Annotated in this window: 26 protein-coding genes and 1 tRNA gene; 23 read left to right on the top strand and 4 right to left on the bottom strand. The window is 54.6% G+C overall.

Translation table 11 applies throughout. The features are described 5' to 3' along the window. Window positions 1–389: 389 nt before the first annotated feature. From QN359_RS11430 to QN359_RS11395, 8 genes are all read left to right on the top strand, one after another. Window positions 390–2189, top strand: coding sequence for a flagellin (locus QN359_RS11430; RefSeq protein WP_322248114.1), 1800 nt, complete (start codon window positions 390–392; stop codon window positions 2187–2189). Between the two features lie 78 nt (window positions 2190–2267). Then, window positions 2268–2654: a flagellar protein FlaG gene (locus tag QN359_RS11425; RefSeq protein ID WP_322248113.1), complete on the top strand. Its 387-nt coding sequence runs from the start codon at window positions 2268–2270 to the stop codon at window positions 2652–2654. A 100-nt stretch (window positions 2655–2754) separates the two neighbouring features. Then, window positions 2755–4776 carry a flagellar filament capping protein FliD gene (gene fliD, locus QN359_RS11420; protein WP_322248112.1) on the top strand — a complete coding sequence of 674 codons (2022 nt, stop codon included), beginning with the start codon at window positions 2755–2757 and terminating at the stop codon, window positions 4774–4776. Window positions 4777–4819: 43 nt separating this feature from the next. After that, window positions 4820–5296 carry a flagellar export chaperone FliS gene (fliS, locus tag QN359_RS11415; protein WP_322248111.1) on the top strand — a complete coding sequence of 159 codons (477 nt, stop codon included), beginning with the start codon at window positions 4820–4822 and terminating at the stop codon, window positions 5294–5296. A gap of 6 nt (window positions 5297–5302) precedes the next feature. After that, a complete protein-coding gene (locus QN359_RS11410; RefSeq protein WP_322248110.1) occupies window positions 5303–5638 on the top strand; it encodes a flagellar protein FliT in 336 nt (111 codons plus the stop codon). Window positions 5639–5649: 11 nt separating this feature from the next. Then, complete coding sequence (locus QN359_RS11405; RefSeq protein WP_322248109.1) at window positions 5650–6705, top strand: flagellar hook-length control protein FliK; 1056 nt, start codon at window positions 5650–5652, stop codon at window positions 6703–6705. Then, the gene (locus QN359_RS11400; RefSeq protein ID WP_322248108.1) at window positions 6702–7007 is read left to right on the top strand and encodes an EscU/YscU/HrcU family type III secretion system export apparatus switch protein; all 306 of its coding nucleotides are present in this window, start codon (window positions 6702–6704) and stop codon (window positions 7005–7007) included. Before QN359_RS11405 ends, QN359_RS11400 begins: the two co-directional genes overlap by 4 nt. A 38-nt stretch (window positions 7008–7045) precedes the next feature. Continuing rightward, on the top strand, window positions 7046–7804 hold the full coding sequence (locus QN359_RS11395) for a flagellar brake protein (protein WP_322248107.1): 759 nt from the start codon (window positions 7046–7048) through the stop codon (window positions 7802–7804). 60 nt (window positions 7805–7864) lie between these two features. Here QN359_RS11395 and fliE read toward each other — a convergent pair whose 3' ends face one another. Further along, window positions 7865–8212 (bottom strand): flagellar hook-basal body complex protein FliE, encoded by a 348-nt coding sequence (fliE, locus tag QN359_RS11390; RefSeq protein WP_322248105.1) that lies wholly within the window; start codon window positions 8210–8212, stop codon window positions 7865–7867. A gap of 205 nt (window positions 8213–8417) precedes the next feature. Here fliE and fliF point away from each other — a divergent pair, with 205 nt between their 5' ends. From fliF to QN359_RS11320, 14 genes are all read left to right on the top strand, one after another. Then, window positions 8418–10139 carry a flagellar basal-body MS-ring/collar protein FliF gene (fliF, locus tag QN359_RS11385; RefSeq protein ID WP_322248104.1) on the top strand — a complete coding sequence of 574 codons (1722 nt, stop codon included), beginning with the start codon at window positions 8418–8420 and terminating at the stop codon, window positions 10137–10139. After that, window positions 10132–11127, top strand: a complete 996-nt coding sequence (gene fliG, locus QN359_RS11380) for a flagellar motor switch protein FliG (protein ID WP_322248103.1) — start codon at window positions 10132–10134, stop codon at window positions 11125–11127. Before fliF ends, fliG begins: the two co-directional genes overlap by 8 nt. After that, window positions 11120–11818: a flagellar assembly protein FliH gene (locus QN359_RS11375; protein WP_322248102.1), complete on the top strand. Its 699-nt coding sequence runs from the start codon at window positions 11120–11122 to the stop codon at window positions 11816–11818. Before fliG ends, QN359_RS11375 begins: the two co-directional genes overlap by 8 nt. Next, window positions 11815–13200 carry a flagellar protein export ATPase FliI gene (fliI, locus tag QN359_RS11370; RefSeq protein ID WP_322248101.1) on the top strand — a complete coding sequence of 462 codons (1386 nt, stop codon included), beginning with the start codon at window positions 11815–11817 and terminating at the stop codon, window positions 13198–13200. Before QN359_RS11375 ends, fliI begins: the two co-directional genes overlap by 4 nt. 31 nt (window positions 13201–13231) lie before the next feature. Then, entirely contained in the window at window positions 13232–13672 is a 441-nt protein-coding gene (gene fliJ / locus QN359_RS11365; RefSeq protein WP_322248100.1) for a flagellar export protein FliJ, read from the top strand. A gap of 23 nt (window positions 13673–13695) precedes the next feature. Next, the gene (locus QN359_RS11360; protein ID WP_322248099.1) at window positions 13696–15204 is read left to right on the top strand and encodes a flagellar hook-length control protein FliK; all 1509 of its coding nucleotides are present in this window, start codon (window positions 13696–13698) and stop codon (window positions 15202–15204) included. Between the two features lie 211 nt (window positions 15205–15415). Next, the gene (gene fliL / locus QN359_RS11355) at window positions 15416–15925 is read left to right on the top strand and encodes a flagellar basal body-associated protein FliL (RefSeq protein ID WP_322248098.1); all 510 of its coding nucleotides are present in this window, start codon (window positions 15416–15418) and stop codon (window positions 15923–15925) included. 4 nt (window positions 15926–15929) lie between these two features. Beyond that, complete coding sequence (gene fliM / locus QN359_RS11350; protein WP_322248097.1) at window positions 15930–16931, top strand: flagellar motor switch protein FliM; 1002 nt, start codon at window positions 15930–15932, stop codon at window positions 16929–16931. Beyond that, window positions 16924–17349 carry a flagellar motor switch protein FliN gene (gene fliN / locus QN359_RS11345; protein WP_322248096.1) on the top strand — a complete coding sequence of 142 codons (426 nt, stop codon included), beginning with the start codon at window positions 16924–16926 and terminating at the stop codon, window positions 17347–17349. Before fliM ends, fliN begins: the two co-directional genes overlap by 8 nt. Then, the gene (fliO, locus tag QN359_RS11340) at window positions 17349–17807 is read left to right on the top strand and encodes a flagellar biosynthetic protein FliO (protein WP_322248095.1); all 459 of its coding nucleotides are present in this window, start codon (window positions 17349–17351) and stop codon (window positions 17805–17807) included. The genes fliN and fliO overlap by 1 nt, the downstream gene beginning before the upstream one ends. After that, a complete protein-coding gene (gene fliP / locus QN359_RS11335) occupies window positions 17804–18562 on the top strand; it encodes a flagellar type III secretion system pore protein FliP (protein ID WP_322248094.1) in 759 nt (252 codons plus the stop codon). Before fliO ends, fliP begins: the two co-directional genes overlap by 4 nt. Before the next feature lie 8 nt (window positions 18563–18570). Next, complete coding sequence (fliQ, locus tag QN359_RS11330; RefSeq protein WP_322248093.1) at window positions 18571–18840, top strand: flagellar biosynthesis protein FliQ; 270 nt, start codon at window positions 18571–18573, stop codon at window positions 18838–18840. Between the two features lie 4 nt (window positions 18841–18844). Continuing rightward, on the top strand, window positions 18845–19633 hold the full coding sequence (fliR, locus tag QN359_RS11325; protein ID WP_322248092.1) for a flagellar biosynthetic protein FliR: 789 nt from the start codon (window positions 18845–18847) through the stop codon (window positions 19631–19633). A 5-nt stretch (window positions 19634–19638) separates the two neighbouring features. Then, a complete protein-coding gene (locus tag QN359_RS11320) occupies window positions 19639–21195 on the top strand; it encodes an NAD(P)H-hydrate dehydratase (RefSeq protein ID WP_322248091.1) in 1557 nt (518 codons plus the stop codon). On the opposite strand, the gene cysE is transcribed toward QN359_RS11320, so the two are convergent. The 3 genes from cysE to rnr all read right to left on the bottom strand — a co-directional run bounded on the left by cysE (window position 21176) and on the right by rnr (window position 25226). Next, entirely contained in the window at window positions 21176–21916 is a 741-nt protein-coding gene (gene cysE / locus QN359_RS11315) for a serine O-acetyltransferase (RefSeq protein ID WP_322248090.1), read from the bottom strand. The genes QN359_RS11320 and cysE overlap by 20 nt on opposite strands. An 86-nt stretch (window positions 21917–22002) precedes the next feature. Further along, entirely contained in the window at window positions 22003–22749 is a 747-nt protein-coding gene (gene rlmB / locus QN359_RS11310) for a 23S rRNA (guanosine(2251)-2'-O)-methyltransferase RlmB (protein ID WP_322248089.1), read from the bottom strand. Window positions 22750–22763: 14 nt separating this feature from the next. Next, complete coding sequence (gene rnr, locus QN359_RS11305; RefSeq protein ID WP_322248088.1) at window positions 22764–25226, bottom strand: ribonuclease R; 2463 nt, start codon at window positions 25224–25226, stop codon at window positions 22764–22766. 156 nt (window positions 25227–25382) lie between these two features. Here rnr and QN359_RS11300 point away from each other — a divergent pair. Next, window positions 25383–25467, top strand: a tRNA-Leu gene (locus QN359_RS11300). The last annotated feature ends 234 nt before the right edge of the window (window positions 25468–25701 follow it).

Genomic DNA, 25701 nt, shown 5'->3' with positions numbered 1-25701 from the left:
CTTAGCTTAAAGAATGTCTAGCAAGCACTATTGCGTGGCGATTCCCAGTAATTTCTGAGGAAATGTTTCCTTTTAACACTACCCGCCGATCTTCACTGGCTTGCCAGAGACTAATTTATTAAATTAAAGACAATCATTTTCTTCGAAAAAAGCCTATCTATTACTGCAATTAAAAGAAAATTAGCCCTAAAGAATTTAAAAAACCTGCCGTTGAGCGGAAGCTTTATTAAAACTTGAGTCAAAAATAAATTATTTATTTACAGCAATAAGTTAAACATTTGACGAACCCGTCCGTTACCAATTTCAACGGCGGTCGTGAAGCAACAGGAAATAAGACCAAAGTTCAGACGGACTAGCCAATCGGCATAACTTAGGTAAGGAGAATCACCATGGCCTCATATATCAATACCAACATCGCTTCGATGACTGCGCAGAATAATCTGACTAAATCGCAATCATCGTTAGCCACAGCCATGCAACGCCTGTCTTCCGGCTTGCGTATCAACAGCGCCAAAGATGACGCTGCTGGTTTGGCGATCTCACAACGTATGACTTCGCAACTGAATGGCCAGAATCAAGCGGCCCGTAATGCGAACGACGGTATCTCTTTAGCGCAAACCGCTGAGGGCGATTTGTCGCAAATCTCTACTAACTTGCAACGTATTCGTGACTTGGCCGTGCAAGCATCCAATGGTACCAACAGTGCTTCCGATCGCGCCGCTCTCAATAATGAATCGCATCAGTTGATCTCTGAGATCAACCGCGTTGCCAGCACATCGAACTTCAATGGCGTGAACTTGCTTGACGGCAGCTTCTCCAACCAATCGTTCCAAGTCGGTGCCAATGGCTCTGCCAATGATCAAATCACCATCGGTGCGATTTCCAGCGCCAAATCGAGCTCGCTCGGCGTCGGTTCGACTTCCGGTTACTCGTCTACCGTGTCCGGCAGCAGCTCCACCAACAATGCAATCGGTGCCGGTGATCTGGTCATCAATGGTGCCAATATCGGTGCCAGCTCGGCCGACGGCGTATCATATAAAGATGCTGCCGCCAGTGCGATCGCCAAAGCAGCGGCCATCAATGCTTCGACCGGTACAACTGGTGTCGTGGCTACGGCACAAGCGACCACCATCAGCGGTACCGCAGCGACCACAAAAACAGCGATCGCCGCTGGCGACATCAAGATCAATGGCGTCGATATCGGTGCAATTTCTTCCGGCTCCAGCGTCGTTTCACGCGGTTCGCAAGTCAGCGCAGCGATCAATGCAAAAACTTCGCAAACTGGTGTTACAGCAACTTTCGACACGACCACGGGTGCCGTTTCCTTGGCCGCGTCCGATGGTCGCAATATCACAGTTGAACGCGCAGCGACTGCCGGCGCACTCGACACCAATACTGGTTTGACTACCGATGGCGCTTCTGCTGCTGCTGCCTACACCTCAACCACAACTGGTCAAGTCAATTTGTCTTCGACTGCTGCCGCTGGTATCGTCATTGATAACGGTTCCGGTGCAGCCGTAACTGGTACAGCAGCCGTTGCCGGTAGTGGTGGTGGCGTCAGCTCCGGTGGTATCAAAATCAATGGCGTCGATATCGGTGCAGTTTCCTCTGCTTCGACCTCGCAAGTCGCTGGTCAAAACATTGCCGACGCAGTCAATGCCGTAGCGAGCAAATCTGGTGTAACTGCCAGCGCCGACTCAGCCGGCCTGGTCACTTTGAAATCGACCACCGGTGCTGCATTCACAACCGTCATTACTGGCGCTGCCGCAACGGCCTCAGGCTTGACCGCCGGTACGACCAGCGCAGGTGCCGGTACCGGTGCCACAGCCGCCGGTATCGCAACGGGTAAAGCAACACAAACCACGACAGCCGGTGCCGGGGTCTCTTCACTCGACCTGACCACGGCAGCCGGTGCAACGTCCGCTTTGGCAACAATCGATGCAGCGATTCAATCGGTGAATACCTCGCGCGCTTCGCTCGGTGCTTACCAAAATCGTTTCACTTCGGCTGTTACCAGCCTGCAAACTTCGCAAGAGAATTTGGCTTCTTCCCGTAGCCGTATTCAAGATGCTGACTTTGCATCGGAAACTGCCAACATGACACGTGCCCAAGTATTGCAACAAGCTGGTACGGCAATCTTGGCGCAAGCTAACTCGGCACCAAGTGGTGTTCTTGCTCTGCTGCGTTAATTCTTGATTAACGTCTTGACGTAGCCTATTCCCCCGTTCAAGTTTTGAACGGGGGAATCTAATTTGAAGGAAATGATCATGGACATACTCGCGACTGGCAGCAGCCTTCCCTCGGGACAATTGATCAGCAGTAAAAATATCGATAAAGAAACCGCGCCCCCAGCGGCGGCGACTTTCACTACAGCCAACACCAGCGCCAGCGCAAGTAACACCGTCGCGCCTGCCGCCGAGAAAAAAACCGACCCGGCCCAGCTCAAGCAAGCCGTCAAAGAAATCAATCAAGCATTGCAAAGTCATAATCAAGAGGTGCGTTTTTCCATCGATGCCGACAGCAAGCGCGTGATTGTCAAAGTGGTCGATGAAAAAACTAATCAAGTGCTGCGGCAAATGCCGAGTCAAGAAGCGCTTGAAATTTCCAAATCTTTGGATAAATTACAGGGTTTACTGATCAAGCAACAGGCGTAATTGCGCCCAGGCGCTAATATAGAGGGCAAATACCCCTCTGACGAAGCAATTGAATCGTGCAGTGGTTTGATACAGTATCGCTTAACAAAGGAGAATTATTGTGGCAATACAATCCACCGGCATCGGTTCTGGCCTCGACGTCACTGGCATCGTCAGCAAGCTCATGCAGCTCGAAAGCGCACCGCTGACGACGATACAAAAAAAACAGACCAGCTACAATGCCGACTTGACCGCTTACGGTACGCTCAGCAGTGCGGTCAGCTCGTTTCAGAGTTCGCTCACGGCCCTGGCTAATTCCTCCACGTTTAAAAACCTGACGGCTACTTCGGGCGACTCCAGCGTTGCCTCGGCCACCACTACCAGCGTTGCCTCAGCCGGCAGCTACAGCCTGGCCGTCACACAGCTAGCGCAAGCACAATCGATTTCCAGTGCCGGTCAGGTGTCCTCGTCGAATGCGATAGGCAGCGGCACCAGCACCACCATCAGCTTTCAATTTGGGGCGATTACCGGCGGCACGGCAACCGGCGGCGTATATACCGGCTCGACGTTTACTCAAGATGCCAGCAATGCCACCGGCACGATTACCATAGATAGCACGAATAATTCTTTGCAAGGCATACGCGACGCCATCAATACGGCCGCCTTGGGCGTGTCCGCCTCGATCGTCGGTGATGGCAGTGCCACACCGTATCACTTGGTACTGGCCTCTTCGACCACGGGTGCCAACTCGAGCATGAAGATCAGCGCTTCCAGTACTGGCGACGCGGCCGTGCAAGCCTTATTCAATTATGATCCGGGCAGCACCCAGAATTTCACCGAAATCACCTCGGCCCAGAGTGCCAAGCTGACCATCAATGGCATCGCCATCACCAGCGCGACCAACAGCGTGAGCAGTTCGGTGCAAGGGATGAGTTTCAATGTCGCAAAAGTCGGCAGCACCACCATTACTGTGGCGGCCAATAAAACCGCGGTGCAATCGGGGATTACCGCGATGATCACCGCGTATAACAACCTCACTACGGTCATCGGCCAACTCACCTCCTACAATGCCACCACCAAGACCGGCGGCGCGCTGCTGGGTGACCCGACTACCCGCACCATACAAAACCAGTTGCGTACCACTCTGGGTACGGCGGTCAATGGTACCGGCGGCGGCTTTACCAGCTTGGCGCAGATTGGTATCACGTTTCAAAAAGATGGCACGCTGGCAGCCGACTCGACCAAGCTGACGACGGCACTCAATAGTAATTTCGGCGATATCGGTGGTTTATTCGCCTCCATGGGTAAGTCGAACGATAGCCTGAGCACTCTGGTCGGCTCGAGCTCGGCCACCCAGGCTGGCAATTATGCGGTTAATATCACGCAGATTGCCACTCAGGGGCTGATGGTTGGCAACACCAATCTCAACAGCGCCTCGACCACGATTGCTGCCGGTACCACGATCGGCGTAACGCTCGATGGTGTGACGGCCAACGTCAGCTTACCGGCCGGCAGTTACAACGCCACCCAGTTCGCGACAATGCTGCAATCTTCGATTAATGGCAGCTCCGGTTTTTCCAGCGGTGGCTTATCGGTCGTGGCCTCGATCGACACCAATGGCTTTCTTAATTTGCAATCGGCCAGCTTTGGCAGCACCTCGAGTATCAACTTGGCCAATAGCAGCGGCACCTTGATTTCGGCCTTCAGCGGCACGGTTTCCGGCGGCACCAACGGCAAAAATGTCGCCGGCTCTTTTAACGGCGTATCCGCCACCGGCAAGGGGCAAATTCTGACCGGATCGGGCGGTTCGGCTTCGGAAGGCTTGCAACTGCTGATCAATGGCGGATCAACTGGCAGCCGTGGTTCGGTGAATTTTTCTCAGGGTTACGCGTATCAACTCAATAACCTTACCAGCAGCATCTTGAGCTCGACCGGCACCATCGCCAGCGCCACCAAGGGCATTAACAGCTCACTCACGCAACTGACCACACAAACGACCAATCTCAATGCGCGCTTGGCATTGACGCAGGCACGTCTGATGGCGCAGTACAGCGCACTTGACACGATCATATCGAGTGCGCAGGCGACCACGAGCTTTTTGACACAGCAAATCGGCGTGTTGAACGGCACGACCAGCAAATAGACACAAATAGTCATGAACTTTATCACCCAGCAAAGGACCCACTATGTTTGGCTCAGCTAAATTAAACGGCGCGAACGCTTACGCTCGCGTCAGCGAAGAAACCGGGGTGAGCTCGGCCAATCCGCACAAGCTCATCGTCATGCTGTATGACGGTGCCATTGTTGCGATCGGCAATGCGATCAATCAGATGCGCAAGAAAGAAATCGCCGCCAAAGGCAAATCGATCTCGCATGCGATTTCCATCATCGACAACGGTTTGCGCGCCAGCTTAGACAAACAAGCCGGCGGTGACATCGCCATTAATCTCGATGCGCTGTATGAATACATGAGCACACAATTATTTTTAGCCAATGCAAAAAATGATGAAAGCTTGCTCGCCGAGGTGCAAACCTTGTTACGCGATTTGAAAACCACTTGGGAAGCGATTGCGCCGGCTGCGCCGATAGTGGCTCAAAGCGCCCAGGTCATGCCGAATTTCGATCCTTTACAACCCCGCGCAGTGCACGTCTTTGAGGCATAACCGACTATGGAAAGCTTAGAAATCATCACGCTGTATGAACATATCGCCGTCATTACCGACCAAATGTTGCATGCTGCTCGTGAGCGCGACTGGGAATTACTGACGCGCTTGGAATCTGATTGCAGCAGTAAAGTGCAGACGATACGCGATGGCGAGTCGGGCGGCTTTCTTTCGCCGGAACAGAAGGAAAGAAAAATTCGCGTGATAAAGAAAATTCTCGCGCATGACAAGGAAATTCGCGACATTACTGAGCCGTGGATGGAAGAATTGTCCAACTTGATCAATACTTCGCGTACTTCGCATAAGTTAAATCATGCGTATGGTGCCGGACACGGTGTCTGAGCAGCCATGGCATGATTGAGGGTCTCGACAGTGCGGCGCGGACGCCGCTGGCAAGCGTCGCCGGTGCCAGCAAAAGCGTGGTACTGCTCGGACCGGCTGAGGCGCTGAGCCATTTGAGCAGCACTACTGAGCTCAAAGCACAAGTACTGAGCCAACTGGCAGATGGTAGCTTCGAAGTTGATCTGGCTGGCAGCCGGCTGCATATGCTGCTGCCGGCTGGCAGCCAAGTCGGCGACAACTTAGCCATGCGCCTGACCAATAGCACACCGCCCGGCTTAAGCCTCAGCACGCCGGGCATGCTCACTGCTGAAACGAAATCTGCCGCCACCAACAGCACCGCAGCGACGGCGCTGGCAGCGAGTCTGGCAGCCAGCAGCACCAGCGCCCTTCCCACCTCGGCCAGTAGCCGAACCACCTTGAGCGACGCCAGTCGACTGATCAACTTACTGCTGCAACTGCCCTCGGCAGCGCCGCCGGCGGCCAGCGAACCGGTGCTGACCCATGCCGACTTGCTCGCTGATTCAAGCAGTACGGCGGCAGCCTTGCAACAGCAGATTACGCAAAGCGGGGTGTTTTATGAATCGCATCTGGCGCAGTGGGCGACCGGACAAAAACCGCTGCACGAGGTATTACAAGAGCCGCAAGCACACCTGCCCAGCTTAGCGGCGACGGCTTGGAGTGACAGTGCCGCGACCGATAGTGCCGACCACAGCATACGCAGCCTGGTGCAACAACAATTACAAACCCTCGATGATCAAACCCTGCGCTGGCGCGGCGACATCTTCCCCGGCCAAGCGCTGGAGTGGGATATTCGGCGCGAGCGTGGCACGGCAAAAGCGCCCAAAGCCGGCCCCGCCGAAGAACAATGGCAAAGTGTGCTGCGTTTGGACATGCCGAATCTGGGGCCAGTGCAGGCGCTCTTGACGCTGCGCGGACAAACCCTGCAATTACGTTTGCAAGCCCCCGATGCGGCGGTGGCCACGGCACTCAGTGCGGCCACACCGACACTGAGCGCCGCATTGGCCCAAGCCGCCGGCATGCCGGCGATGATCACGGTACAATCTTGAGCACGCCTGCCGAACCGAAAAAAACTGCGGTCGCCCTCAGCTACGAAGCCGGTGCCGGTGCGCCGCGCGTGGTTGCCAAAGGTAAGGGTTTGGTGGCGGAACAAATCATTGCGCGCGCCAAAGAACACGGAATTGCCGTGCATGAGTCGAAAGAGTTGGTATCATTGCTCATGAAAGTAGACTTGGATGCAGATATTCCACCTTTGCTGTATCTGGCTGTTGCAGAACTGCTCGCTTGGCTTTACCATGTCGACACCGAAAAATCGGGGACACTGAAACAGATCGACCGCACCACCCCCTGATCTGTTTTAGTTTTGACAGCACATAACTCACGAAAAATATGCAACCTTCGCCGTCCCTAGGGACTGAAAATCAAAGTCCGTTTCAAGTTGACTCACGTCGGGAGATCATTTCTCTGCTGCGTGGATTAAAAGATAATAATCAGTTGATCAGCATGCTCATCAACAGCGGATCGGAAGTCTATCTGACCTCGATACTCGAGATCGATGACACCAATAACAGTGTCATCGTCGACAGCGCCCCCAGCCAATTGGCCAATCAACGCATCGTCGAAGCACCGCGGGTCTCGTTCGAGGGCTTGCTCGACAAGATAGGGATACAGTTTTCCACCACGGGTGCGGTGCGTACCGATTTTGAAAATCGCCCGGCGCTGCAATTTTCTATCCCGGCCAGCATCATCCGCCTGCAAAGACGCGAAAATTATCGTATTAACACGCCGCTGTCGACCCCGCTCAAGGCCAGTTTTCATCTCGATACCGAGGGTCAGAGCGAAGTACTGAAATTATCTTTGGTCGATATCAGTTGCGGCGGCATTGCCGTGCTTGATGAGAAACGCCAGCTCGATTGCAGCGTCGGCCAAACTTATGAACATTGCAAGGTCGAATTACCGGGCATAGGCTTAGTCGATGTCAGCTTGCAGATCCGGAATTCGCAAGATTTGATTTTATTGAATGGCAAAACCAACCGACGTGTCGGCTGTCAGTTCATTAATTTATCCAACTCTGTCTTGTCCAGCATCCAGCGCTACATCATGAAGTTGGAACGTGAACGCAATTCCAAGCTGACCGGCATACGCTGAAAAAAAAGCGCGCGGCCTGGATAAGGCAGCGCGCTTTCTATCTTAGTAAAATAGCAGGAACTATATCTGCATACTCATGATGTCGTGATACGCAGACACCAGCTTATTGCGCACCTGTACCGTGGTTTGGAACGAGATGCTCGCCTTTTGCATCGAAATCATCACATCGGCCAAACTGACCTTATCGTCGCCGAGCGCAAATTTTTCCCCTAACTTCTGCGAATCACTCTGCACTTGATTGACTTGGTCGAGTGTCGCCTTCAAGGTATCGGCAAAATTAACTTTCGACGGTGCCGCTTGCGCGGCCGTACCAACCGGCTGCACCGCCGGCTCCATTTTGGCGGCCGCTGCCTTCAGTTGCGCCACCATTGCATCAATCTGGCTGCGATCTATGCCACCGACATTCATATTTTCCTCCCGCATAGTATAAGCATGATGTGACCAAGCTTAGCACTGTCACTTACGGGCATTTGTCCGAGCAGAGCGGGAAAAGCAGGTGTTCTCAGCGAATTGAATTGGCCAAACCGGTCCACAATCAGCAACAGGGAAAAAACCACAACGGCTGATAAAATGCTGCAATCTATTTCAAGTTCCACAACGGGCAAGGTAATGTATGGCAACCGCTGAAACGACGCTGATGGGCGGCGATGTACCGCCTGAGTTACCAAAAATTTTCGGCTTAGCGCAAACGCCAGGCGTACGCACGGCCCTGCTCTCGGCCGGGGCTGCCTTGGTGCTGGCGATTATGGTCGGGGTGTGGATGTGGAGCCAGCAACCCGATTACAAAGTCTTGTTTTCCAATTTCACCGACCGCGATGGCGGTGCCATCGTCGCATCGTTGCAGCAGATGAATGTGCCTTACAAGTACTCGGAATCGGGCGGAGCGATCTTGGTACCGGCCAGTCAAGTACATGATGCGCGCCTCAAATTGGCCGCGCAAGGCTTACCGAAAGGTGGCAATGTCGGTTTTGAATTAATGGAAAACCAAAAACTCGGTATTTCGCAATTTCTCGAACAAGTCAATTTTCAACGCGCACTTGAAGGCGAGTTGGCACGCTCAATCCAAGCGGTGTCGGCCGTCCAAGCGGCACGCGTGCATTTGGCCATGCCAAAATCGTCGGTCTTCATTCGCGATCAACAAAAACCCACCGCTTCGGTGCTGTTGAATCTGTATCCTGGTCGCATTCTCGACCAACAACAAGTCAGCGCCATCTTGCATTTGGTGGCCAGCAGCGTACCCGAGTTGTCGCCGAAAAGCGTGTCGATCATCGATCAAAATGGCAATCTGTTATCAGATATGTCGAAACAGAATGGCAATAACAACCTCGACCCTTCACAACTCAAGTATGTGCAAGATTTCCAGGAAAATATTGTCAAACGCATAGAATCGATCATCAGCCCTATCGTCGGGGCCCATAATGTTCGCGCCGAAGCCACTGCCGATATCGATTTTTCACGCAGCGAACAGGCGGCCGAAACCTATCGGCCGAACTCGCCACCGGAAAGTTCGACTATCCGTAGTCAACAATCGAGTGAAAGTTTTAATAAAAATAACAGCGCCAGCGGCGTACCCGGGGCCTTGTCAAATCAGCCGCCGGCCCCGGCTACAGCACCGATCGTCGCTCCCGGCGGGGCCACTGCCAGCGCCGCTTCAAATACTGGTTTGCAACAGAAAGACACGACCACCAATTACGAAGTCGACAAAACTATTCGCTACACCCAACAAAACATGGGGGGCGTGAAGCGTTTGTCGGTCGCCGTCGTGGTCAATTACAAATCGGAAACCGATAAGAATGGCAAAATCATTACACGAGCGCTGACCGATATCGAAAAAGCGCAAATTACCGATTTAGCCCAGGAAGCGATGGGCTTCAATAAAGACCGCGGCGACACGCTCAATGTAGTCAATAGCCCGTTCGCCGGCCAAGAAAAAGATATCATTGCCGACTTACCATTCTGGAAACAAGCGGGCAGCTTGGAATTGGCTAAAGAATTCGGCAAATATCTGCTCGCTGCCATCGTGCTGGCTTACCTGTTTTTCGGTTTTCTCAAACCCATGCTGTATAAAATCATGGGCAAAGACAAAGCCGAAGAAGAAGCCAAGGCCAAGGCCGCGGCCGAAGAGGAAGAAGAAAAACAAGCGGAGGCACTGCGTGAAGCGGCCGAAGCAGAGGAAGATGATGATACAGTAGTGCAACTTTCGGGCGAAGATGCACAACATGCGGCAAAACAGGGCAATAGTTACGACACGAATCTGGCGTTTGCGCGCGAATTAGCATCGCAAGATCCGAAAATTGTCGCCAACGTAATCAAGACATGGGTAAATAATGAGTGACGAAGGCGTACAAAAGGCGGCGACTTTTTTACTGGCACTGGGCGAAGACGGTGCCGCTGAAGTAATGAAGTTCCTCGGCCCACGCGAAGTACAGAAAATCGGTGCCGCCATGGCGACCATCGGTGCGATTCCGCATGAACGCATCGCGGTGGTACTCGAACAGTTCAAGGCCGTAGCCGATATCAGCTCCTCGGTTGGGCTCGATTCCGATGAATACATCCGCAATGTGTTGACTAAGGCGCTGGGCGACGACAAGGCTTCCTCACTGCTCAATCGCATCCTCGGCGGTAAAGACGCCAGCGGCATCGAAAGCCTGAAATGGATGGATTCGCCATCGGTGGCCGAATTGATCAAGAATGAACATCCGCAGATTGTTGCCACCATCTTAGTCCATCTGGAAAGCGATCAAGCCTGCGAAATCTTGAATAATTTCTCGGAACGTTTGCGTAACGATGTGGTGCTGCGTATCGCCACCCTCGACGGCATCCAACCAACCGCCCTGCGCGAACTCAATGACGTACTGACCAAATTATTAACCGGCAATGAAAGCCTGAAGAAAAAATCCATAGGCGGAGTTCGTGCGGCAGCCGAAATTCTGAACTTCATGAGCGGCGAAAACGAAGCCTCGGTGATGGACAATCTGCGCAAATATGATGGCGATATGGCCGAAAAAATCATGGATGAAATGTTCGTCTTCGACAACATCATGGAAATCGATGACAAAGGCATACAACTGCTGTTACGCGAAGTGCAGTCTGATTCGCTGATCATCGCCTTGAAAGGCGCGAATCAAGATATGCGCGAAAAAATCTTCAAAAATATGTCGCAACGCGCCTCGGAAATGATGCGCGAAGATTTGGAATCGAAAGGTCCGGTGCGCTTGTCCGAAGTCGAAACCCAACAGAAGCAGATACTGCTGATCGTGCGCCGCTTGGCCGATGAAGGCCAGATCATGCTCGGCTCAAAAGGCGAAGATTCGTATGTCTAAGCTCCTGCATCCCGATGTGTCGGCCTACCAACGCTGGGAAATGGCCTCGTTTGGCGACACTCGCCCCAGTCACTTGGCGCACATCGAAGAGCAACAGCAGCAGCAAGTGATCGTGACACCGCCACCAGTGGTGCTGAGCCAAGCCGAAATCGATGCCATTCGCAACGAGGCGCAGCAAGCAGGCTATGCCACCGGCTACCAGGAAGCCTATGAAAAAGGCTTACGCGAAGGCCAGGAAGCCGGTTATCAAGCGGCCGACGCCAGTATGCAGCCGGAAATCGAACTCATGCATGCACTGGCACAGCGCTTCAGCACCCAAGTCAGCAGTGCTGCCAAAGACACCGGCCATCAATTGCTGGCACTGGCACTCGATTTAGCCCACAGCATGCTGAAAACCCAACTCGATATCGAGCCGGCCTTGATCCTGCCTATCATCGAAGACGCCATCGAACAGCTGCCGACGGTACAATTGCCGGCGCAAATACTGCTGCATCCTGACGATGCCGCACTGGTTAAAAAACTCGCTGGTGAACGCTTCCTCGAAGCCGGTTGGCGTATCAGCGGCGACGCCAATATGACACGTGGCGACTGCCTGCTCGAAACCGCCAGCAATCTGGTCGACGCCAGCTTAAGCACACGCTGGGAGCGCCTGACCGCCGCGCTGCGCCAAGTCGAAACCGAGGCAGCATGAGCAGCGCCAGCGAGACAGATTTCACCAGCAGTTGGCAAGGCTTGTTACAGCGTAGCCAAAGCCGCGCCGCCGCCAATTCCAGCACACCCATCGCCGGCAAGGTCACCAAGGTCACCGGCTTGGTGATGGAAGCGGTAGGCTTACGCCTGCCGGTCGGCAGCGCCTGTGAAATTCATTTAACCAGCGGTGCCACGGTCGATGCCGAAGTGGTCGGTTTCGATGGCGATCGCCTGTTTCTCATGCCGCATAGCGACCTCGAAGGGGTCACCCCGGGCGCACCGGTGTTTGCCGCCGCCATCGCCGCCCAAGCCGATGGCCGACCGGGCGACCGCAGCCGTAAGCTACCGGTTGGTTACCAATTACTCGGGCGCGTACTAGATGGTAACGGTCGCGCCCTCGATACCCTCGGCCCGCTCAACACCACCACCTCGGCCACCTTGGCGGCGCGCATTTATAATCCGCTCGAACGTGCCCCGATTGTCGAAACGCTTGATGTCGGGGTACGCGCCATCAACAGTATGCTCAGCGTCGGACGCGGCCAGCGACTCGGCCTGTTTGCCGGTTCCGGCGTCGGCAAAAGCGTTTTGCTCGGCATGATGGCACGCTACACCACCGCCGACGTCATCGTAGTGGGCTTGATCGGTGAGCGCGGCCGCGAGGTCAAAGAATTCATCGAACAAATTCTCGGCCCCGAAGGTCTGGCCCGTTCGGTAGTCGTGGCGGCCCCGGCCGATGCCGCTCCGCTGCTACGCTTACAAGGCGCCGCCTATGCCACCACGATTGCCGAATATTTCCGCGATCAAGGGCACAGCGTCTTATTGATCATGGATTCGCTGACCCGCTATGCCATGGCTCAGCGCGAAATCGCCCTGGCCATCGGCGAACCGCCCGCCACCAAGGGCTACCCACCTTCGGTATTTGCCAAATTGCCGGTGTTGGTGGAACGCGCCGGTAACGGCAAAGAAGGCGGTGGCTCGATCACCGCTTTCTATACCGTACTGACCGAGGGCGATGATCAACAAGATCCGATCGCCGATGCGGCGCGCGCGATTCTCGATGGTCATATCGTCCTCAACCGGACGCTGGCAGAAAGTGGCCATTACCCGGCCATCGATATCGAACAATCGATCAGTCGCGCCATGCACAGCATCACCGACCCTGAGCATCAACAACTGTCGCGCCGTCTCAAGCAATTGTATTCGCGGTATGAGCGCAGTCGCGACCTCATCAGCGTCGGCGCGTATGCCCCCGGCTCTGACCCCTTGCTTGATGAAGCCATCCGTCTGCAACCGCGGATTACCGCCTTTTTGCAGCAAGACATACTACAAAAGTGCAGCATAAGCGAGAGCTTGGCAGGACTTCGGGCTCTGTTCCAAGCATAGCCCGGCGCGGCATTGACCTATACTCCTTCTTATGGCACACAAGTCCCCGCTGGAAACCTTGATAGAACTGGCACAAAAGGATACCGAAGCCGCGGCGAAACAGCTCGGCAAGGCCATCCGTGCGCAGGAAGAAACGCAGAGTAAGCTGACCATGCTGCTGCAATATCGCGACGATTACGATGCGAATTTTCAGCAACGCGCCGCCGCCGGTCTGTCAGCCAGCCAGTACGGTAATTTTCTCAGTTTTTTGGGCAAACTTGATGACGCCGTCAGCGGCCAGAAAAAAGTTATCAGCGATGCCGAGCGCAAGGTCGAATTTGCCAAAAGCAGTTGGCAGCAGTGTGAGAAAAAGCGCCTGTCTTACCGCACACTCGATGAGCGTGCCAAATCAGTGCAGCAACATAAAGAGGCTAAACGCGAGCAGAAACAAACCGATGAATTTGCCGCCCGCAGCTATTTTTACAAAACCTAAGTCTTTTTCCTAACGGTCTCATGATGCCAACGATAAATATTGCCAGCACACCGGCCCTGCAAGCTGCCGCACCAGCCAGTCGCAATCCGGCCGAGAGCAGCGCAGACACATCGTTCAATCGCATATTGAAGCGCGAAATCACGACTAGCAAACTCAATCAAAGCAATCAAACCGCCGCAACCAATAGCAGTAATCAACAAGCCAGCGCCACTGCCAATGAGCAGCTGCGCAAACAGGCGGCGGCATCGGTACCAGCAGACAGCACAATGCCGGCAACAGCGCCGACAACAGCAACAGCGTCCACGAGCAGTAGCAAAAAAACCACGGACACGGACAGCACTGAAGATAGTGATCCAAGCAGCAACACCGCTGCCAGCGACAGTGTGCATCCGCTGTTAGTGCTATTCGGTGCGATGAGCGAAGTTGCCAAACCAGTAGACCCGCCCACTGTAGCGAGTACCTCGGCGACACCAAGTGATCTGCGTGGCGTAGTGAGCAGCTCAACAGCACCAAGCGATCTGCCCAGCTTAGCGAGTACCGCACCAACACCAAGCGATCTGCCCAGCTTAGCGAGCGCCGCACCGACACCAAGCGATCCATCCAGCGTAGCGAGCACCCCAGCGATGCCACCCGATCCGCGCGAGGTAGTGAGCACGCCAGCGATGCGAGCGATACCAGCGCCGACTATCGACTCGGCAACGACTGATGCCGCCACCGATGCCAGCAAGCTGGCAGCAACTGCATTGAGTGCCAGCCTCAGCGCCAACACCGACAGCAAAAAGACCAGCGCCAGCGCCAAAAACTCACCGGCCGTCAGCAATTTTTCCGCCAGCTTGACGGCCCAAGACCAGGCCACCAACGCGCCGCCAGACATCACCGACACACACAGCAGCGACACCAGCAGCGCGAGCACCCAGCTGGCGCCAGCGCTCAGTGCCGCGCTCGGCACCGTGAAAGCGGAGGTAACACCGGAATTGTCGCCCGCAGCACTGGAAAAACCAACAGACACGCCGATCAGCGCTGCTGCGGCCCCAAGCGCTACCCTCACTACCCTGCCCGACCCGAGCTTGGCCGCCGCGACGGCGCTCAAACATGTGCCGCAAGCGTTGGGTAACCCAGGCTGGGATAAAGCAATAGGACAAAAAGTGTTGTGGATGGTGGGTGCCAGCATCCATTCAGCGGAATTAAGCCTCAATCCGCCCGATCTCGGCCCCTTACAGGTGGTCTTGAAGATCAGTAACGAGCAAGCGAGTGCCTCATTTACCACGGCACAGCCGGAAGTGCGTGCCGCGCTCGAAGCCTCGCTGCCGAAACTGCGGCAAATGATGAGTGAAGCTGGAATAGAGTTATCTGGTTTTGCGGTCAATACCGGTTCGGCTGGTGCCGGTCAACAAGGCAATGCCTACCGTGCGCCACAAACACCGCAATACAGCGGCAACAGCGGCAAGGACAGTCTGCCAGTAGTGAGCGGCGCAGCAACAAACGTGCAAAAGTTCAGCTCGCGCATAGGAGAAGTCGATACTTTCGCCTGAAAATCGGGATAGCCAATGGCAAATTTGCAGAAATTTAACAGGAACTTGATCAGACACCGTGCAGTCGCTGCTTCAAATTGCCACTCAAGCATGTAGAATGACGAGGTATATGACTTAGCAAACAAGAACGCTCGGAAAAACAAGTCCGGCAAGAATTCGGCGCGGTCGGAAAAATTATTTTGTGGCAATTCTGCCTGGCTTGAGGATAAACATGGCAAAAAAACCTGCGAAAGCAGCTCCAGAACACGCTGAGGCAGCGCCAGCTGGAAAGTCGAAAAAGAAACTGATCATCATCATTCTGGCTGCAGTTCTGCTGTTGGCCGGTTTGGGCGGCGGTGCTGTATTCTTTTTATCGAAGAAAAATGCCGGTGCTAAAGAAAAAGAACATAAAACCGAAGTCGCCAAGCCAGCCGTTTTTCTGCCTCTGGAACCGTTTACCGTCAACTTGCAATCCGACGGCAATGATAAGTATTTGCAAATAACCATGACGGTCGAAGTCGAAGGCGAAGAACAAGTCAATGTGATCAAAGCGAATATGCCGCAAGTGCGCAGTCGTTTGTTACTGCTGTTATCGAGTAAAGACGCGAGTGAAATCATTTCCAACGAGGGTAAAGACAAACTGGTGGAAGAAATCATGGAAAAAATCAGTCAGCCGTTTACTGCCAAGGGCGAACCGCAAAAAGTCAGCGGCGTGTATTTCACTTCCTTCATAGTGCAGTAAGATCATGTCCGATAACTTTCTCTCCCAAGAAGAAGTCGATGCCCTGCTCAAGGGCGTCACGGGAGATCAAGATGATTCGCAGTCGCAGGAAGATACTTCCGGGGTTCGACCATATAATTTGGCCACCCAGGAACGTATCGTTCGCGGCCGTATGCCTACGCTGGAAATCATCAACGAACGTTTCGCTCGACTGCTGCGCATAGGCTTGTTCAATTTTCTGCGGCGCAGTGCTGAAGTCTCAGTCGGTACCGTGCGCGTGTCGAAATACAGTGAATTCATCCGCAACTTGGTCGTGCCAACCAATTTGAATCTGGTACACATGAAACCCTTGCGTGGTACCTCGCTCATCGTGCTCGATCCCGGTTTGGTCTTCTTGATAGTCGACAATCTGTTCGGTGGCGATGGCCGCTTCCATACCCGGGTCGAAGGGCGCGATTTCACCCAAACCGAGCAGCGCATCATTCAGCGCATACTCGAAATTGTGTTCGAAACCTATTCAAAATCCTGGGAGCCGGTGTATCCGATTGAATTCGAATATATCCGCTCAGAAATGAATACCCAGTTTGCCAATATCGCCACCCCTAATGAAGTCGTGGTTTCGACCACATTTACGATAGAACTTGGGCCGGTCAGCGGTGAAATGCATATCTGCATGCCGTACTCGACGATAGAACCGATACGCGACATCCTCACCTCGAGCTTGCAAGGCGAAACGCTGGAAATCGACAAACGTTGGGTGCGCCTGATGACGCAGCAAATCCAAATTGCCGAAGTAGAAATCGTCGCCGACCTGGGTACTGCCCGCATCACTCTGGGCGACATACTCAATATGAAAACCGGTGACATCATTCCATTCCATGTACCGGAACTGCTGTCGGCCAAGGTCGACGGCACCCCTGTCATGGAATGCAAATACGGTGTATTTAACGGCCAATACGCCTTACGCGTCGAGAAGCTGATCAACTCGAGCGTACACGAAGTAGCACAAGGAGAGAACCATGGATGAAAATACCGAAGTCCCGATCAGCGAAGACGACTGGGGCGCGGCAATTGCCGAGCAAGAAAAAGCCGAAGCGGCCGCCAGCCAAAAAACCGAAGCTCCGGCCAGTGCCGCCATCTTCAAAGAATTCAGCGGCAGCAAAGGTGTCCATACCGAAACCCACAACGATATCGATTTTATTCTCGATATCCCGGTGCAGTTGACGGTGGAATTGGGGCGCACTAAAATCGCCATTAAAAATCTGCTGCAATTAGCACAAGGCTCGGTGGTCGAACTCGACGGCATGGCCGGCGAACCGATGGATGTGCTGGTCAACGGCTGCCTGATCGCTCAAGGCGAGGTGGTGGTGGTCAATGATAAGTTCGGCATACGCCTGACCGATATCGTGACACCGGCTGAACGCATACGCAAACTCAATAAATAATGAATCGTACTCGCTTACTTTACTGTATCGCCTTGGCGCTGGCCAGCGGCAGCAGCATGGCGGCCGAAGCGGCCGCAGTCGCACCGGCCATCACCCCGGCCATCGGTTTCAGCCAAATCACCTTGGCCTTGCTGTTGGTGTTGGCATTACTGTTCGGTGGCACTTGGCTACTCAAGCGCATGGGGCCTATCGCGCAAGCCAATAAACTCAATCTCAAAGTGGTCGCCGGCATCAGTATCGGCAATCGTGAGCGCGTGATGGTGGTCGAAGTGGGCGATCAGTGGCTGATACTCGGCGTGACCGCCAATCAAATCAACCATCTCGGCAATTTACCGAAACAAGAAGGCGTGAGCGCCGATGCGACACTGGTCGGCGGACCGTTTCAGGCTTGGCTCAGCCGGACTATCGAACAACGCAAACAAGCGCGCGACGACAGCAAACCAGGTTCGCCGACATGAAAACACTGCGGCCGACGCTACTGCTCCCGCTCGCCTTGCTGAGCCTGCTGCTCACCGTACCTGAATTGGCGCAAGCGGCCGGCGGTTTGCCAGCCATCAGCGCAACACCGGCAACCGGCGGCGGACAGAACTATTCACTGAGCATACAAACGCTGCTGTTTCTATCGGCACTCAGCTTCATTCCGGCGGCGCTGTTGATGATGACCAGCTTCACCCGCATCATCATCGTGCTGTCGATGCTGCGCCAAGCCTTGGGCACCCAATCAGCACCGCCGAATCAAGTGATGATCGGCTTGTCACTGTTCCTGACCTTGTTCGTGATGGGGCCGGTGTTCGATAAAATCTATACCGACGCGTATCTGCCGTTCTCGCAAGAAAAAATCAGCATGATGGATGCAGTCGACAAAGGCGGCGTACCGCTGAAACAATTCATGATGAAGCAAACCCGTCAATCCGACTTGGCACTGTATGTCAAACTGTCGAATTCGCCAGCCTTACAAGGCCCGGAAGATGTCACGTTCCGCGTCTTGATTCCGGCTTTCATCACCAGTGAATTGAAAACCGCATTTCAAATCAGTTTCGCGATTTTCATTCCCTTCCTCATCATCGACATGGTCGTCGCCAGTGTGCTGATGTCGATGGGGATGATGATGGTATCGCCGTCTATTGTCTCGCTACCGTTTAAACTGATGCTGTTCGTACTGGTCGATGGCTGGCAGTTGATCATCGGTTCGCTGGCACAAAGTTTTTACTGAAAATGGCCATGACTCCCGACAATGTGATGACACTGGGCATGCAAGCCATTGAAGTCACGCTCATGGTTTCGGCACCTTTGCTGCTGGTGGCTCTGGTGATCGGTTTGATCGTCAGTATTTTTCAAGCCGCCACCCAAATCAATGAAACCACCCTGTCCTTCATTCCCAAGTTAGTGGGCATCTTTGCCACACTGATCATTGCCGGCCCATGGATGTTGACCATCCTGATGGATTACATGCGGCAAATGTTTACCAGCATCGCCACCATGGCCGGATGAGGCAATGATCTCCTTCACCAGTAACGAATTGCTGGCGCTCTTGACCTCCTTTTTGTGGCCATTGACCCGCATCCTCGGACTGATCGCGATTGCTCCTCCATTCGGCAACAGTTCCATCCCGGTCCAAGTCAAGCTCGCGCTCGGCGTGATGATCGCCCTGATCGTCGCCCCCACCATGCCAGCTCTGCCCGGGGCCGATCCGATGTCACTCACCGGCATCATGATTCTGGCTCAGCAACTGGTGATAGGCTTGGGCATGGGCTTTGTGATGCGCTTAGTGTTTGCCGCCATCGAACTGGCCGGTGAACTCTCGGCCACCACCATGGGCCTGGGCTTCGCCTCGTTTTTCGATCCCCAAACTCAGGGCCGCTCTTCAGCACTGTCGCAATTTCTGGTACTGATCGCCACCTTATTGTTTTTCACCCTCAATATTCACATCGCCTTGATCAGTGCCCTGATCGAAAGTTTCAAAACCATACCCATTTCGACCACCTTGCAAAGTGGCTTTAATTTTTACCAATTGACGCTGTGGGGCGAACAAATTTTCATGACCGGCCTGCGCTTGGCACTGCCTATCGTCGCCGCCTTATTGTTGACCAACGTCGCACTCGGTATACTGACCCGTGCGGCACCCCAGCTCAATCTGTTCGGCATCGGCTTTCCGATCACGATAGGCGTCGGCTTTCTGATGCTGGCCCTGATTTTGCCGTATTTGGCCATGCCGATGGAAAATCTGTTCCATCTCGGCTTGGATACGATACTTAATCTCAAGCAAGCCATTCCAAAAAGTTGATCAGCATGCCGATTTCACCGCGCGCCGCCCTCGATCTCTACAGCGTTGCCAGTATTCGCACACTCGAAAGCGCGGCCTTGGCGAGCGGCGCAGCACTGATGCCAGCCGCCGGCCAAGCCGCGGCCGACTTCGCTATCACCCTGCTCGGCCAGCCAGCCCGCAAGGTATTGCTGCTGGCCGGCCCTGGCAATAATGGTGGCGACGCGTGCGCTTGCGCCGCTATACTGGCGCAAGCGGGCTGGCAGGTCTCTCTGCTGCTGTATGCCGACGATGACTATGCCGCAGCCAAGAATGCGCGCCAAGCGCTGGCGCAAGCGCGCAGCACCGGCGCGACGATCGCTCGGCCCGAGCAACTCACTCAATTATTACAACAAGACTGGGACTTGATCATCGACGGCCTGTTCGGCATCGGCCTGGCACGCGCACTCAGTGGACCTTATCGCAGCTTGGTCGAGCACATCAATGCCCACACGGCGACACATCGACTACCACTGTTGGCACTCGATGTGCCAAGCGGACTTGATGCCGACAGCGGCTGCGTAATCAGCGACGACGCAGACGATACCGGTATCGCTATCCGCGCCGACCACACCCTCACATTCATCACCGACAAAGCTGGCTTGCATACGGCCGCTGGTAAAGATTATGCCGGACACGTCAGTCTGGCCGACCTGGCCGTCGCGCGTACTGATCAAGCGCACAGCGAGAGTGTATTGAATTGTCCACTGAGTTTTGATTTCGATTTACCAACGCGCCGGCACAACAGCCACAAGGGTAGTTACGGCGATGTCTTGATCATCGGTGGTAGCGTCGGCATGGTCGGTGCCGCTATCTTGGCGGCGCGCGCGGCGCTGTATGGCGGCGCTGGCCGAGTCATGCTCGGTCTGCCGGAAGGCGGCATCAGTTACGATCTGGCGTACCCGGAAATCATGTGCCGCGATCTGCGCAGCCATGTCTTCGGGCGTGAAATCGTGGTGATCGGCCCCGGCCTAGGCCAAACGCCGGCAGCGGCCGACTGGCTGACGCGCGCGCTCGAGTCTGACTGCCGCTTGGTCATCGATGCCGATGCCCTCAACCTGTTGGCCACCCAGGCGCCCTTGCAAGCTCGGCTACGCGCACGCCGCAGCGCGACGGTACTGACGCCGCATCCGCTTGAAGCGGCGCGCCTGTTACAGTGCAATGCCGCGGCTATCCAAGGCGCGCGCCTGCCCAGCGCCGCCAAATTAGCCGCCGACTGGCACTGCACGGTGGTACTCAAGGGGACCGGCAGCATCATTGCCAGTCCGAATACGCAACTGGCCATCAATACCACTGGCAACCCTGGTCTGGCCAGCGGTGGCAGCGGCGATGTCTTGGCCGGTCTGGTCGGTGCCCTGCTGGCGCAAGGCATGGATGGCGATGCGGCAGCGCGCTTGGCGGTTTGGCTGCATGGCGCAGCCGCTGATCAATTGGTCGCAGACGGTGACGGCCCCATAGGGCTGCATGCCGGCGAATTAGCGTCGGCGATACGCCGGCAACTCAATCTACTCGTCAGCGCCACACTCAATCGACCAAACTATTGATTTGCTCGGCAATGAGCTTTTCTTTTTCCTGGGCATCACAGGCAATCCCGGCACAGGCGATCGCTGCGGTCAGTTTTTCTATTTGCTCCTGCTGAGAAACCGCATGGTCGATCAGCTTATGCAGCACCTTGGAGATCGGATCATCACTGTTCTGCGTCACACCATAGGCTGAGAACAATTGCCCATTGCCGGCTTCGGCAGCCTGATCTTTTTTGACGATATGAGCAGGATTCCCAACTGCCGTGGCACCAGCCGGCACCGGTTTCACCACCACCGAATTCGAACCGATTTTCGCCCCAGCACCGATGGTGAAATTGCCGAGCACCTTGGCACCGGCACCGACGATGACGCCGGCTTCGAGTGTAGGATGGCGCTTGGCACCGCGCGACAGCGAAGTACCTCCGAGCGTGACCCCTTGGTAAATCGTACAATCATCGCCAACCTCGGCAGTCTCACCGATCACCACACCAAAACCATGATCGATGAATACCCGCCGACCGATGGTCGAGCCCGGATGAATTTCTATTCCGGTCAATACCCGTGCGATGTGCGAGATAAAGCGCCCCAACCATTTCCAACCGCGCCGCCAGCACCACTGCGCCCAGCCATGCATGACGATGGCTTGGAAGCCGGGATAACAGGTAATCACCTCCCAAGCATTGCGGGCGGCGGGATCTTTTTCTATGATGCTCGCGATATCTTCGCGGAAACGGCTGAACATGAGGACGGTATGAAGGGTTAACTGGCAGTGAGTGTAACGCAAACAAAAAAAATGCGCCGAAGCGCATTTTTTCCCGCGCCTGAAGATCAGATGGTTTTCGGCAAACGCTGACGACGCGCTTCGTACAAACACACACCGGAAGCTACCGAGACATTGAGACTCTCGACCGTACCGAACATCGGCACGCTGACCAAGACATCACAGGTTTCACGCGTCAAACGGCGCATGCCCTCGCCTTCGGAGCCCATGATGATGGCGCAACCACCACTCATGTCGACATCGTAGATGGTCTTGCTGTCGGCGTCGTCCGAGGTACCGACCAACAGAATGTCGCGCTCTTTCAATTCGCGCAAAGTGCGCGCCAAATTGGTGACAGTGATGTAAGGAACGGTTTCCGCCGCACCGCTGGCGACTTTAGCAGCAGTCGCATTCAAACCGACCGCACGATCTTTCGGTGCGATCACAGCATGCGCACCAACGCCGTCGGCTACCCGCAGGCAGGCACCGAGATTATGCGGATCAGTAATCCCATCGAGCACCAATAATAAGGGTGGACCATCGATCGCATCGAGCAATTCATCTAAATTGCGCGCCAATGACAATTCACCGGCCTTGGCAACCACACCTTGATGGCGACGGGTACCGACGATATTCGACAAGCGCTGGTCATCGGCGTGAATGATGCGTACACCGGCCGCCTTGGCATTGGCCAGCAAATCCTGCATGCGGCGGTCGTTGCGTTCGGCGTCGACATACAGCTCTTCCACTGAAGAGGCCTCGTGACGAATCCGCGAGGTCACGGCGTGGAAACCAAAAATCATTTTACTTTTCATAATACTCTTTTAAATTAACGTCTTTTCTTCACAGACTTACTGGCCGCATTGGCTGCCACTTTCTTGCCGCCACCGGCGGCCGCACCGTTTGACTTGCTCGCAGCAGCTTTGGCCGCAGGCGGTGCCGATTTCGGCTTATCCGCCGCCACAAAGGATTTTTTTCCAGTACGTGGTGCCGCTGCAGGCATTTTATTGAGCGGCGTGCCAGGCGTCGACTTCTTACCACCAGCGGGGGCACGACTGCCGACCGCTGCGACCCCAGCCATACTGAGGTCGATTTTGCGCGCATCCAGATCAACCCGGCTGATCTGCACCGTCACTTTATCGGTCAACTGATAGCGTTTGCCGGTACGTTCACCGCGCAATTCATGGCGCGCCTCATCGAACTGGAAGTAATCGGTGCCGAGCTCGGTGACGTGTACCAAGCCTTCGATATAAATTTCATCGAGTTGGACGAAAATACCGAACTGTGTGACCCCTGTAATCGTGCCGATGAATTCTTCGCCGATTTTATTTTTGATGAAATAACATTTGAGCCATGCTTCGACATCGCGCGAGGCTTCATCGGCACGCCGCTCATTGGCCGAACAATGGGTGCCGAGCGCATCCCAGATAGTGTTATCTTTTTCGACTTTCTTTTTACCAGAAGCTTTATCGAGCACCAACTGTTTGCGCGCTGCATTCGAGATCGTGGTGTTGAGCAAGCTGGCATCGATACCCTTGGGCTCGTAGACCTTGCCGAGCAAAATCGCTTTGATAGCGCGATGCGTGAGCAAATCGGGATAGCGTCGAATCGGGCTGGTGAAATGCGCATAGGCTTGATACGACAAGCCGAAATGACCGATATTATCCGGGCTATACACCGCTTGCTGCATAGAGCGCAACAACATCGTCTGCAGCAAAGGCGCATCGGCACGCCCCTTGATCTTGGTCATCAAGGCCGCATAATCGGAGGCACTCGGTTTATCGCCACCAGCCAGGTTAAGGCCAACCTGCTTGAGGAAATTGCGCACTTGCATCAGCTTTTCCTTGGTCGGGCCAGCATGAATACGGTAGGTACCGGGATGCTTGAAAGTTTCAAGCAAATTGGCGGCGCACACATTGGCGGCCAACATGCATTCTTCGATCAATTTATGCGCATCATTGCGCGTGCGTGGAATGATTTTTTCAATCTTTCCAGCCGCGTTGCAGACGATATAGGTTTCCGTGGTTTCAAAGTCGATCGCGCCGCGCACATGGCGCGCCTTGAGCAAGGCTTGAAACACTTCATACAGGTGCGACAGGTGCGGCACCAAAGCTTGATGCTTGGCCGCTTCCGGCCCCTTGGTGTTGCCCAACACGGCGGCCACTTCGGTATACGTAAAGCGCGCCGCCGAATGAATCACGGCCGGGTAAAACTGGTAAGCATGAATATCGCCGTCAGCGGTGATCACCATATCGCAAACCAAGGTCAAGCGATCGACATGCGGATTCAAGGAGCACAAGCCATTGGAGAGTTTCTCCGGCAGCATAGGGATGACGCGCCGCGGAAAATACACCGAGGTACTGCGCAACAGCGCATCGCCATCGAGGCCATCGTTCGGTGTCACATAATGACTGACATCGGCAATCGCCACCAAGAGGCGGTAGCCACGGGCGCGACCGATTTTCACCGGCTCGCAATACACCGCATCATCAAAATCGCGCGCATCTTCACCGTCGATGGTGACGAGCGGAATATCGCGCAAATCGACGCGTGCGGCCAAATCTTGTGGACGCACTTCGAGCGGCAGCTTGGCCGCGGCTTTTTGCGCCAAGTCGGAAAACACATGCGGCACACCGAATTTACGCACCGCAATTTCGATTTCCATCCCCGGATCATCGATCTCACCGAGAATTTCAACGATCTTGCCAACCGCTTGGGCGTAACGCGTCGGCTGCTCAGTCAGTTGCACACTCACAACCTGGCCAGCCTTGGCTTTACCGGGCGAACCGGCCAGTAAAATGTCCTGGGTCATGCGATTATCTTCGGGTGCAATCACCCAAACACCGTTTTCATGCAGCAGTCGGCCTATCACATGGGAATTGGCGCGCTCGAGGATTTCGATAATGCTGCCTTCGAGACGGCCGCGCTTGTCGGTACCGACCACGCGCGCCGTGACTACGTCGCCATGCAAAACCTTTTGCATTTCGCGCTCGGACAGATACAAATCGGCACTGCCGTCATCGGGTATCAGAAAGCCGTAACCATCGCGGTGGCTGCTGACTTTACCAGAAATGAAATGTTCGTGATTGGCCAAGGCATAGTTGCCTGTGTGATCAGGTTTGATCTGGCCATCTCTTTCCATCGCATTGAGCCTGCGTGTCAAGCCATCGAATTCCTCGGGTTTCACGCCGAGTCTATCTGCAAGTGCCGCAATATCCATCGTTTCCTGACTGGTACGCAGGACACCCAGGATTTCTTCACGGCTCGGAATGGGGTAGTTGTGCTTGTTCAAATGTCGTTGATTTCTAAAAAAGTGAGCTCAGGTCCCAAACAGAGACATACCCTGTAGTTTACCGGAGCGAGCGCCAATCACCTAACTATTCTTGAATAAGCTCAAGGCCAGTACTTGACATGACGGCCAAACGATTTATAATCTTGCTCTCCCGTTGCCCACGTGGCGGAATTGGTAGACGCGCATGGTTCAGGTCCATGTGCCGCAAGGTGTGGGGGTTCGAGTCCCTCCGTGGGCACCACCGTTTTGCGAAAGCCCGTTGATACCTCAACGGGCTTTTTTGTGTCCACTCCAATTTTGCACTAAGTGCAAGCTTAAAATCAATGTCTACAGCCAATTCAAAATAAATTTTTAATAATCACCCCTAATAGAGAGCACTTCCAGTATACTAGCGCCTTCCGTTGCCCACGTGGCGGAATTGGTAGACGCGCATGGTTCAGGTCCATGTGCCGCAAGGTGTGGGGGTTCGAGTCCC

Origin of the sequence: Undibacterium sp. 5I2, from assembly GCF_035019605.1 — a bacterium.
Classification (GTDB): domain Bacteria; phylum Pseudomonadota; class Gammaproteobacteria; order Burkholderiales; family Burkholderiaceae_D; genus Undibacterium.
Note: the sequence above shows the minus strand (reverse complement) of the source record. Positions and strands in the feature narration are given on the sequence as shown.